8 protein-coding genes and 1 tRNA gene are annotated in these 10,660 nt (G+C 66.4%); 4 read left to right on the forward strand and 5 right to left on the reverse strand.

The features are described 5' to 3' along the window. Position 1 precedes the first annotated feature (1 nt). Positions 2 to 2,026, forward strand: a complete 2,025-nt coding sequence (gene rpoD, locus LRS12_RS17700; RefSeq protein ID WP_257845823.1) for an RNA polymerase sigma factor RpoD — start codon at positions 2 to 4, stop codon at positions 2,024 to 2,026. A gap of 56 nt (positions 2,027 to 2,082) precedes the next feature. On the opposite strand, the gene LRS12_RS17705 is transcribed toward rpoD, so the two are convergent. Beyond that, positions 2,083 to 4,647, reverse strand: coding sequence for a glycoside hydrolase family 2 protein (locus LRS12_RS17705; protein ID WP_257845824.1), 2,565 nt, complete (start codon positions 4,645 to 4,647; stop codon positions 2,083 to 2,085). A 122-nt stretch (positions 4,648 to 4,769) separates the two neighbouring features. On the opposite strand from LRS12_RS17705, the gene LRS12_RS17710 reads away from it, so the two are divergent. The 3 genes from LRS12_RS17710 (at position 4,770) to LRS12_RS17720 (ending at position 6,963) form a co-directional block, all read left to right on the forward strand. Beyond that, the gene (locus LRS12_RS17710) at positions 4,770 to 6,068 is read left to right on the forward strand and encodes an FAD-dependent oxidoreductase (RefSeq protein WP_257845825.1); all 1,299 of its coding nucleotides are present in this window, start codon (positions 4,770 to 4,772) and stop codon (positions 6,066 to 6,068) included. 109 nt (positions 6,069 to 6,177) lie between these two features. After that, positions 6,178 to 6,254: transfer RNA gene (locus LRS12_RS17715), tRNA-Pro, on the forward strand. A gap of 109 nt (positions 6,255 to 6,363) precedes the next feature. Beyond that, the gene (locus tag LRS12_RS17720; protein ID WP_257845826.1) at positions 6,364 to 6,963 is read left to right on the forward strand and encodes an alpha/beta hydrolase; all 600 of its coding nucleotides are present in this window, start codon (positions 6,364 to 6,366) and stop codon (positions 6,961 to 6,963) included. Here the strand turns inward: LRS12_RS17720 and LRS12_RS17725 are convergent, their stop codons facing one another. The 4 genes from LRS12_RS17725 to LRS12_RS17740 are packed head-to-tail and all read right to left on the reverse strand — an operon-like array spanning position 6,964 to position 10,646. Continuing rightward, positions 6,964 to 8,319 (reverse strand): FAD/NAD(P)-binding protein, encoded by a 1,356-nt coding sequence (locus LRS12_RS17725; RefSeq protein ID WP_257845827.1) that lies wholly within the window; start codon positions 8,317 to 8,319, stop codon positions 6,964 to 6,966. A 4-nt stretch (positions 8,320 to 8,323) separates the two neighbouring features. Next, entirely contained in the window at positions 8,324 to 8,590 is a 267-nt protein-coding gene (locus LRS12_RS17730) for a DUF6356 family protein (RefSeq protein ID WP_257845828.1), read from the reverse strand. A 20-nt stretch (positions 8,591 to 8,610) separates the two neighbouring features. Next, a complete protein-coding gene (locus LRS12_RS17735) occupies positions 8,611 to 9,306 on the reverse strand; it encodes a UTRA domain-containing protein (protein ID WP_257845829.1) in 696 nt (231 codons plus the stop codon). Then, positions 9,303 to 10,646, reverse strand: coding sequence for a formimidoylglutamate deiminase (locus LRS12_RS17740; protein ID WP_257845830.1), 1,344 nt, complete (start codon positions 10,644 to 10,646; stop codon positions 9,303 to 9,305). Before LRS12_RS17740 ends, LRS12_RS17735 begins: the two co-directional genes overlap by 4 nt. Positions 10,647 to 10,660: the final 14 nt, after the last annotated feature.

The following is a 10,660-nucleotide window of genomic DNA, read 5'->3' on the forward strand; positions in this document are numbered from 1 at the left end:
GATGGCTAAGGCAAATATGGCAGACGGTGCGGAACCCACGGAATCTGGTGACGCCCCGCTGATCGATCTCAACGAAGGCTCGATCAAGAAGCTGGTCGCCCGCGCGAAAAAGCGCGGTTACATCACCGTGGACCAGCTCAACGAGATGCTGCCCCAGGACCAGTTCACCTCCGAACAGATTGAAGACGTCATGTCCGCGCTCAGCGACATGGGCGTCAACGTCGTCGAAAATGAGGATGTCGGCGAGGACGACCAGCCCGAGGACGACACGCCCGACGAGGTCGATGCCGAGGGCAAGGACGACGAACCCGCCTTTGAAATGGCGAAGAAGAAGGAGGTCGTCGATCGCACCGATGACCCCGTCCGCATGTATCTTCGCGAGATGGGCGCGGTCGAGCTGCTCAGCCGCGAGGGCGAGATCGCGATCGCCAAGCGGATCGAGGCCGGTCGCGACACGATGATCCTCGGCCTGTGCGAATCGCCGATCACCTTCAACGCAATCATCGGCTGGTCCGACGCGCTCAACGAAGGCACGATGCAGCTGCGCGAGATCCTCGATCTCGACGCGATGCTGTCCAAGGGTCCGTCGGCCGAGCAGGTCGAGGGCGCCGAGGACGACGATTCGGGCGAGATCAGTGAAAAGACCGCCGGCGCCAGCTTCAAGGAAGAGGAAGAGCCCGAAGAGGCCCCCGCCGACGAGGATGACGAACTGACCGAGCGGCGCGCACCGCGCATCTCGGATGAGGAAGAAGAGGACAACACCCTCAGCCTCGCCCAGATGGAAGAGACGCTGAAGCCGCAGGCGCTTGAGCGCTTTGCCAACATCACTGCGATCTACAAGAAGTTCAGCAAGATCCAGCAGAACCGGCTCGACGCGATGGCGGCGGGCGGCGAGCTTTCGTCGGGCGACGAGAAGAAATACCACAAGCTGCGCGAGGAACTGACCGCCGAGGTAGAGAGCGTCCAGTTCCACAACGCCAAGATCGAATATCTGGTCGATCAGCTCTACAGCTACAACCGGCGCCTGACCGCGCTGGGCGGCCAGATGCTGCGCCTCGCCGAGCGGCACAAGGTCAGCCGCAAGGACTTTCTCGATCGTTATGTCGATCATGAGATGGACGAAAATTGGCTGGAATCGGTCGCCGGCCTCGACAAGAAGTGGAAGGCGTTCGTCGAGAACGAAGCCGCCGCCGTCGATCGCATCCGGGTCGAAGTGTCGGAGATCAGCCAGCAGACCGGCATGGCGCTCGGCGAATTCCGCCGTATCGTCAACATGGTGCAAAAGGGCGAGCGCGAGGCGCGTATCGCCAAGAAGGAGATGGTCGAGGCCAATCTCCGCCTCGTGATCTCGATCGCCAAGAAATACACCAATCGCGGCCTGCAGTTCCTGGACCTCATTCAGGAGGGCAATATCGGCCTGATGAAGGCGGTCGATAAGTTCGAGTATCGCCGCGGCTACAAGTTCTCGACCTATGCGACCTGGTGGATTCGTCAGGCGATCACCCGTTCGATCGCCGATCAGGCGCGCACGATCCGCATCCCGGTCCACATGATCGAAACGATCAACAAGCTCGTCCGCACCAGCCGCCAGTTCCTGCACGAACAGGGCCGCGAACCGACCCCGGAAGAGATGGCCGAACGCCTCTCCATGCCGCTGGAGAAGGTGCGCAAGGTGATGAAGATCGCCAAGGAGCCGATCTCCCTCGAAACGCCGATCGGCGACGAGGAAGACAGCCACCTCGGCGACTTCATCGAGGACAAGAACGCGATCATCCCTGTGGACGCCGCGATCCAGGCAAACCTCAAGGAAACGGTCACCCGCGTGCTCGCCAGCCTGACCCCGCGTGAGGAGCGCGTGCTGCGCATGCGTTTCGGCATCGGCATGAACACCGATCACACGCTCGAAGAGGTCGGCCAGCAGTTCAGCGTGACCCGCGAGCGCATCCGCCAGATCGAGGCCAAGGCGCTGCGCAAGCTCAAGCATCCGAGCCGCAGCCGCAAGATGCGCTCGTTCCTCGACCAGTAAGGGGTACAAGCCGGATTATCGAAAGGGCCGCCCGAAAGAGCGGCCCCTTTTTTTGGTCAGCTCGCCGGGCGCACCTCAATGCCGAACAGAGCAGCCTGACCCGTGAAGTTGAGGTCGAGCACGCCATCGCGCAGATCGACGTCGAACGCGCGCTTTGTAAGGCCGGCCGGCAATTCGCTCACGTCGCGAAGCACCGCCCTTCCCTCCACATCGACGCCATAGCGCCGCGATGCCTTGTCGTCGGGATTGCCCAGCAGCAGCGTCACGCGCCACCGACCGTTTGGAACGGGGATGGAATAGCGGAATGCGCCGTCACGATATCCGTCGAGCGACGGTGTATCGACCCGCGCGGCAAGCGTCTTGCGCAGCGCATTGCCGGGGCGCTTCGCCGCGCCGCCGATGAACCAATTGTCCGATCCCACCCGCTGCCCAGTCACGTCGACATAGCCCGTCAGACTTCCGACGTTCATCGCCAGGCCCGCCGCGGCATCAGGCGCGCGCCATTCGACGCTGTCGCGTAGGGCACCCGCGCGCGCTTCGATCCGGTTCGCCCCCGCATCCAGCGTCACTGCGGCGAAGACACAGATGCCACCCTTGCATGGCCGTTCGCCCAGATCGCGGCCATTCACGATCAGCCGCGCTGTGGCCGCATTGCTGTACAGCCGCACATCGGTGACCGGATAGGCCCGCTCCACATAGCGCCGCTGCGCTATGTGCAGCACCGGCACGTCGGACCAGTTCGCCTTGTAATAGAAGAACGCATCCTTGCGGATTGCGCGGTCGAACGTCACCAGCCCCTTGTCGTTGATGTCGCTCGCGTCCCCCTCCTGCCGGATCGGCGACGAGAAATCGAACATGTTCCAGATCCAGTTCGCCCAGACATAGCGGCGCGCCCTCAATTGCGGCCAGCTCTGCTCGTGAAACCAGGCCTGATAGTCCTCGGGATGCGGCCGTCCGCCCGAACTGATCGGGCCGCCTTCCGGATTGTCGCTATGCTGGCTGGTCGCCCCGCCCGCGCCATATTCGCTGACCGAGATCGGAACCTTGGGGTGTCGCTTGTGCATCGCGTCGAGGTGCGGCCCCAGATCGGCGGGCTTGCCATAGTACCAACCGAAGTACCGATTATAACCGACCAGATCGGCGTGACCGGTCGAAATCGGCAGGTACGGTGCCTTGTCCCCCGGCGTCGCTTCACAGCAATCGGCGAGCACGGTAGGGCGATCGGGGTCCTCCGCCTTGCTCAGTGCATGCAGTTCGTCGAGCAGCGGGCGCGGATCGGCCTTTGGCCCCAGCCGATTGAAGGCCAGGTCGATGTCCATCTCGTTGCCGATGCCCCAGGTGACCACCGCCGGACTGTTGTAATGCTGGCGGATCATCTCGATCAGCTGCTGGCGCGCGTTGGCGGTGAACTCCGGACTTGCCGGCATGTCGCCGAACGACACCTTGTTGACGAACGGGATCTCCGCCCACACGATCATCCCGCTTTCGTCCGAAAGACCGAACCATTCCTGCGCATGCTGATAATGGGCGAAGCGGACGGTGTTCGCGCCCAGCTCCTCGATCAGCTGCATGTCGCGTTCGTGATCGGCACGGCTGAGCGCCCAGCCCTGATCGAGCATGTCCTGATGCCGCGACACGCCCTGCAACGGCATGTGGCGGCCGTTGAGGAAGAAACCCTGCGCCGGATCGACGCGGAAACTGCGCACGCCAAACCGCTGGTCCACACGGTCCACCACCTGGCCGCCGCGCAGCAGTTCGACCCGCGCGGTATAAAGGTGCGGATCGCGCCGGCCGTCCCATAGCCGCGGTTGCGCGATGGCGAGCGACTGGCGATGAGTATTGCGTCCCTCGATCACCTTCTCGATCGGGCTTGCCGTCACCATGCGCCCGTCCCGGTCGGTCACGGTGGTGCGGATATCGGTGCCGCGCGGTACGTCGGTCTTGATCCTCAACTCAAGCTCGGCACGCTCGGCACTGACCGACGCCGTCCGAACGAACACGCCCGAGCTGCCATGATCCATCAGGTCGATATGCGCCGCGTCAACGCTGACCAGCGATACCGGCCGGTACAGTCCCCCATGAATGAAGAAATCCCCCAGCAGCGGCGCGACATGTTCGGTGACGCTGCCCGGCGCCGGCTTGCTGTTGTCGGCGCGCACCGCGATCACATTGATGCCGTCGCGCTTCAGATGATCGGTGATGTCGAACCGAAAGCGCGAGAATGCGCCGGCATGCCGCCCCACATGCACACCATTGACCCACACATCGACGACGTTGCCCGCCCCCTCGAACGCCAGCACGTGCCGGTCGCGTCGCGGAAGCCGCACACCATCGATCTTGAGACGATACCACCCCTCGCCCTGCCGATCGTCGGCAGGTCGACTGCGCGTCGTGCGATATTCGCCCAGCCGGTTCCAGCTATGCGGCAACGAGACGGGCTTCCACGCGCTGTCGTCGAACTCCGGGCTGCTCGCCTGCGCAACCGACGCCGGGCCATCGAGGAACCGCCATTCTTCAGTCAACGCTGTCACCACGCGCACCCGCTCCCCTGGCCTGGCGGTCGGTGCACAGGCGGAAAGCAGGATCGCAATCAGGGCGAAGCAGGCGGAGAGGATGCGCATCGCACGAAGCTAAACCGGTTACATTCCCGAAACCAGCCCTGCTGCGCGCCATCGAACGCGGCCCGCTTGCGCTTCCGCAATTCGCCGCTAGCCTCCCACCCACAACAGAATAAGGACCGGGCATGCGGCATATCGCGGTGATCGGATCGGGGCCGGCGGGCTATTACACCGCAGAGGCATGCCAGAAGCAGTTCGGGGAGGATGTCCGGGTCGACATCATCGACCGGCTGCCCGTCCCCTTCGGCCTCATCCGCAGCGGCGTCGCGCCGGACCATCAGTCGATCAAGGGCGTCTCGCGCCGCTATGAAGCAGTCGCGCTCACCGACAATGTCCGCTTCGTCGGCAATGTCACGGTCGGGAAGGACGTCACCATCCCCGAGATGATGGGCCTGTACGACGCCGTGGTCCTCGCGACCGGCGCGCCGTTCGACCGCCCGCTCGAAATCCCCGGCGCGGACCTGCCCGGCGTGACCGGATCGGCGGCGTTCGTCGGCTGGTATAACGGCCATCCCGACTTCGCTGAACTCAACCCGCCGCTGGGTGGCCCCGGTGCGGTGGTGATCGGCAACGGTAACGTCGCACTCGACGTCGCGCGCCTGCTCGCCAAGACGCGCGCGGAGTTTGCGGGATCGGACATCGTTTCTCCTGCGCTCGACGCGCTGACCAGTTCGGGGATCGAGACGATCACCCTGCTCGGTCGGCGCGGCCCGCACCAGATCGCGATGACGCCCAAGGAACTGGGTGAACTGGCCGAGCTGGCGCGCGCCGCGCCCGTGGTCGATGCCGCCGACTTTCCGCCGCTTCTCGACGACGCAATGCTCGAACCCGGCCACCGCAAGTCAGTGACGCATTTGCGCAACTTCGCCGCCGCCAGCGTCGACAAGCCGGTGCACATCATCTTCGACTTCTTCGCGCAGCCCATCCGAATCGAGGGCGATGGCCGCGCCGAGCGGGTGATCGTCGAGCGCACCCGCCTCGACGAACGTGGCGCGGCGGTCGGAACCGGCGAAACCTATGCGGTACCTGCCAGTCTCGTCGTCTCGTGTATCGGATACCGCACCCCCAAGATCGAAGGCGTGCCCTATGACGATCGCGCCGGTCGATTTGCCAATGACGAGGGGCGCATCCTGCCCGGCCTATACGCGGTCGGCTGGGCGCGGCGCGGGCCGACCGGCACGATCGGCACCAACCGCCCCGACGGCTTCGCGATCGCCGAGAAGATCGCCGAAGACGCGCCCGGCGGCAGTGGCAAGGCGGGGCGCCCTGGCCTCGACGCGCTGCTTGCATCGCGCAACGTCGATGTCGTCACCTTCCGCGACTGGCAAAAGATCGACGCTGCCGAGATCGCCGCGGCGCGCACCGATTCCCCGCGTGAGAAGTTCACCAGCGTCGCCGGGATGCTCGAGGCGCGCGGCGGGTAAAAAAGCGCGCAGGGGCGCTTGCAAGGCCAGATGGCGCCGGTTATAGGCGCGCCTCCAAGCGACGCGGTCTGCCCACCCGGGGCCTTTGACAAGGACTTCGCCGCTCAGTCGGGGAATAGCTCAGCCTGGTAGAGCACTGCCTTCGGGAGGCAGGGGCCGGAGGTTCAGATCCTCTTTCCCCGACCATTTCACCTATCGCAGCAGTAGGAATAGTTTCCTGGCGGAAAGAACCGCTATCGCGATCTCGTGCGCGCACCATGCAACATTGCCGCGCGCCAGAGCGTTTTGCGTTCGAATGGGAGACCTTCCGCAGATGACCGCGCTGACCCTAGCTGCCCCCACATCGCGATTTTCGGTGCTCACCATCGCCGACCGCCATGCCGGGGCACCCGTGTGGAGCGACCGGCTGGGCTGGCCGCTCCATGGGGACAACCACGTAGCGCTCGACGCGCGCGATGCGTCGCGCCGCAATGTCTGGGCCAGCCGCATCGACGATGCCGTACTGCACGCTGACCGCGCGGTGCTGATGGTTGCCGAAGGGGTCGGATGTGCGGCCGCCGCGTGGTGGGCGCGCCTCTCGCCGCGCCACTATGCCGATCGGGTAGCGGGGGCGCTGCTGTTCGATCCGGTCGCACCGACCGGGGAAACCGGCGCACTGTTCGCCTCTCCCGGCGTCGTGCTTCCCTTCCCTTCGATGGTGGTCACCGCGCGGAACCGTGTCGCCGCGCCCGGGGATATGCAGGATCTGATCGACGGCTGGGGCAGCCGCCTGATGATCGCCGACCGCCACCGTGCGCCAGGCGCTTGGCAGGCAGCACAACGGCTTTTGTCGCGCATGACCGCCGCCGTCGTCGCGCGCGATATCGACCGCGGTATGGCACTGCGCGGGGAGTAGTTAGAGCCCCTCGCCGCCCACCCAGTGCGCGTTGGACAGCCGCCGCGCGACATCCCAGGTCTGGCGGCGAATGTCCGGTACAGCGACGATCTCCCAGAACGCTCCGCGCGTCATCGGGCCGAGCGCGAAGATGCGGCGATTGGCGCATCCGTCCGCGCCGATCACCTCGCCAGCACCGTTGACGTCGATGCCAAGATGCGCGGCGTCCGGGCGGATCGCTCCGCACTCCCGCAGTGCGACGAGCAGGGGATCGATAGTACGCCCCAGATCGCCGAGCGGCCCGGTGCAATTGACTACGCGACGGACCTGCATCACCTCTGCATTCCCTTGACCGCGCGGTCGCCAGTTCACCGTCACCCCACCATCGACCGGGTCAAAGCCTAACGTCTTCCCGGCCACCACCCGCAGTTGCCCACGTGCCTCCATCGCTACTAGCCGGTCGGCAACCTGCGGCGCGAGCCTGTGGCGATGCACGTCCCACCACGGCCGCAGATGCCGCAGGAATCGCCCGCGCTCTGCTGCGCTGGCATTGGCCCACATCGGCTGAGTGAACGGGCGCAGTTCGTCCACCGCATTGCGCCATCCGATCTCCGCAGCCCGCGCCCGCACACGACGCACCAACGCCGAGGCGACCGTCGCGGGCCGCTCGTCGATCTTGTCCCATGCCGCGCCGCTCTCATGCCGCCGGGGCAGCAGGCCGCGCCGCGACAGCGCGACGATTCGCCCGCCAAAGCCGCGGGCCTCCAGCATCAGCGCGACATCTACCATCGTCAGCCCGGTACCAATCACCAGCACCGTGTCGGAATCGCTCAGCCCGTCGGCGATATCTCCCGCCCAGGGATCGCCCTTGTAGAGATCTTCCGGCAACGCCGCGGGGTCGAGCCCTGGCGGGTCGTGTGGCGGCAGATTGCCAACCGCCAGCACCGCCGCGTCCGCCGCGATCACGCTTCCGTCCGCCATCGCCAGCGCAACGCCATCAGCCGGCTGATCCAAGGCAGTCACCTCGCCCCGCACAACGCTCAGCCTGTCCCCGCTGGTGGCAACCGCCGCGTCGAGCAGCTCGCGCAGGTATTCTCCATAGGTCACCCGCGCCGCAAACGCATTGCCCGCATCCGTAACCCCGCGCGCCGCCAGCCAGTCGGCAAAATGCCCCGGCTGGTCAGGAAACGCGCTCATATTCCCCGCGCGCACGTTGAGCACATGGCTGGGATGCGCCGCGCCATAGGCCAGCCCCAGCCCCGGCGTCGCCGCCCGCTCGATCAGCGTCGCGCGCGGCCCCTTGTGCCGCAACAGGTTGATCGCCTGCAGCGTCCCCGAAAAGCCTGCGCCGACGATCGCGACATGCTCGATCCGCACGCCGCTAGATCTCGTAATCCAGTTGCCATTCGGGCGCTTCGAACGCCGGTCGTTCCTTGGCGAAAGCCGGTTGCCGCGCCTTCATCGTCGCATAGAGCGACTTCACCGTGTCGCTCGCGGTGCGCACGAACAGCGCCGGGATCAGCGCGTGGATGATGCACGCGACGCCACCCACGACCATCCGCACGCCAAACCCCGCTGCGGTCGCGAAATGCTCGCCATAGCTTTCGCCGACGTCGCGTGGGTGGCTCAGGAACAGGCGGTTGAACATCTTCGTCTCCGTGCATGCCGCTACCCGCGCGGCGTGAAATCCTCGACCAGCTGATAATGCTCGCCCGGAAAGATCTGGCGCGCAAATGTGACAGGTGCCTTGCCGCGCCACGTCCAGCGCTCGACCTGAAGGCAGGGTGCGCCTTCCTTGAGCTTGAGCCGCCCTGCCGCCTCGGCACTCGCCCCGACCGCCGCGATCCGGTGCCGCGCATCGGTCCACGGGATGTTGGCGAGCAACCAACTGCCCGGCGCGGTCGCCGAAAAATCCGCCTCGGCCGCCCCCGGCGCGGCGGCAAGGTCCAGCCAGCGCTCCTCCCACCCGAACGGCGCGCGGCCCGCATGATGCACCCCGGTCAGCACGAGCCAGCCGCTGCCCGACCCGCGTACCGGGAAGCCCGCCGGCGCGCGGCGGTGCAAATTCACCGTCAGCAGCTCCCAGCGATACGCCTCACCCCGATCGGCGATCAGCGCGGCGATGTCGGGCACGCCTACCACCGGCGTGCGGATCGCGGGCGGCGCGACAAAGCTTCCCGCGCGCCGCTTGCGCTCGATCAGCCCCTCGCGCGCGAGGCGGCTCAGCGCCTTGTTTGCGGTGGCGCGGGCGCAGCGATACGCCTCCATCAGCTCATATTCGGTCGGCACCCGCGTTCCGGGAGTCCATTCGCCCGATCGGATGCGTGCCTCGATCTCGCTGCGGATGCGCGCCTCGACGCTCATGCGAGCAATTCCCGGAGCGCCACGCGGTAACGCGCCTCGATCGCATCGCGATGCCGGTGCCGTCCACCCTCGACCTGCTTGACGCCCCCGCGCCACACGCTGTCGATCGGGCGGCGACTGGCGAAGATCCAGCTGTCGATCAGCGCGTCGCCGCTGCGCCCTTCGAACGCCGGGTCATTGCGATCGAGCGATACGATGTCGGCCGGGCGTCCTGCGGCAAGGCCCGTCTCGACACCCAGCGACTGCCCACCCCCCGCCACGGCGACGTCGAACAACCGCGCCCCGGTCGATGGCTGCACATCGCTCGCCAGCTGATTGCGTCCGCGCAGGGTCAGCCGCTGGCCATATTCGAGCAACCGCAACTCCTCCGCCGCATCGATCCGGACGTTGGAATCACTCCCCACGCCGATCACCCCGCCGCTATCGAGAAATGCGCCCGCAGGAAACAGCCCGTCGCCCAGATTGGCCTCGGTAATCGGACACAGCCCCGCCACCGCCCGGCGCGCCGCGAGCTCGGCGACCTCGCCCGGATCGACATGCGTGGCATGCACCAGCGTCCAGCGCGCATCGACCGGTGCCGCGTCGAGCAACCAGCGTACCGGCCGCCGCCCGCTCCACGCAATGCAGTCGTCCACTTCCTTCACCTGCTCGGCGATATGGATATGCACCGGCCCGCCATCGGCAATCGGCAGCAGCGCACCCAGCTCGTCGGGCGTCACCGCGCGCAGGCTGTGCGGCGCGATTCCGATCACCCCGTCATGCGACAGCTTCGCTCCAGCGCGGTCGACCAGATCGGCAAAGCCGTCGACATCATTGATAAACCGCGCCTGCGCCGCGCCCGGTGGCTGTCCGCCAAACCCGCCATGCGCATAGAACACCGGTAGCAGAGTCAGGCCGATCCCGGCGATCTCCGCCGCCGCCGCGATCCGCCCGCTCATCTCGGCGACATCGGCATAGCGGGACCCATCCGGGGCGTGATGCAGGTAATGGAACTCGCCGACCCGGGTGAAGCCGCTCTCCAGCATCTCGGCATAGGCCAGCGCCGCAATCGCCTCGCACTGCTCCGGCCCGATCCGCGCCACGAAGCGGTACATCAACTCCCGCCACGACCAGAAGTCGTCGTTCGACGCCCCGCGGACCTCGGCCAGCCCCGCCATCGCGCGCTGGAATGCGTGGCTGTGCAGGTTCGGCAGCCCCGGCAACGCCGCGAAGTGCCGCTCGTCACCGCGCTCAGGATCGACCCCGACCTCAACCCGCTCAATCCGCCCGCCCGCCAGCGTCAACCGGACCCGATCGGTCCAGCCATGATCCAGCAACGCAGTTTCGAACCAAAGCGCCATGCGAATATGTCTAG

This window comes from Sphingomonas sp. J344, from assembly GCF_024700005.1.
Classification (GTDB): Bacteria; Pseudomonadota; Alphaproteobacteria; order Sphingomonadales; family Sphingomonadaceae; genus Sphingomonas.

Coding starts and splice junctions, on each gene's coding strand:
- rpoD (WP_257845823.1), top strand. CDS start 2: ATGGCTAAGGCAAATATGGCAGACGGTGCGGAACCCACGGAATCTGGT.
- LRS12_RS17705 (WP_257845824.1), bottom strand. CDS start 4,647: ATGCGCATCCTCTCCGCCTGCTTCGCCCTGATTGCGATCCTGCTTTCC.
- LRS12_RS17710 (WP_257845825.1), top strand. CDS start 4,770: ATGCGGCATATCGCGGTGATCGGATCGGGGCCGGCGGGCTATTACACC.
- LRS12_RS17720 (WP_257845826.1), top strand. CDS start 6,364: ATGGGAGACCTTCCGCAGATGACCGCGCTGACCCTAGCTGCCCCCACA.
- LRS12_RS17730 (WP_257845828.1), bottom strand. CDS start 8,590: ATGTTCAACCGCCTGTTCCTGAGCCACCCACGCGACGTCGGCGAAAGC.
- LRS12_RS17735 (WP_257845829.1), bottom strand. CDS start 9,306: ATGAGCGTCGAGGCGCGCATCCGCAGCGAGATCGAGGCACGCATCCGA.
- LRS12_RS17740 (WP_257845830.1), bottom strand. CDS start 10,646: ATGGCGCTTTGGTTCGAAACTGCGTTGCTGGATCATGGCTGGACCGAT.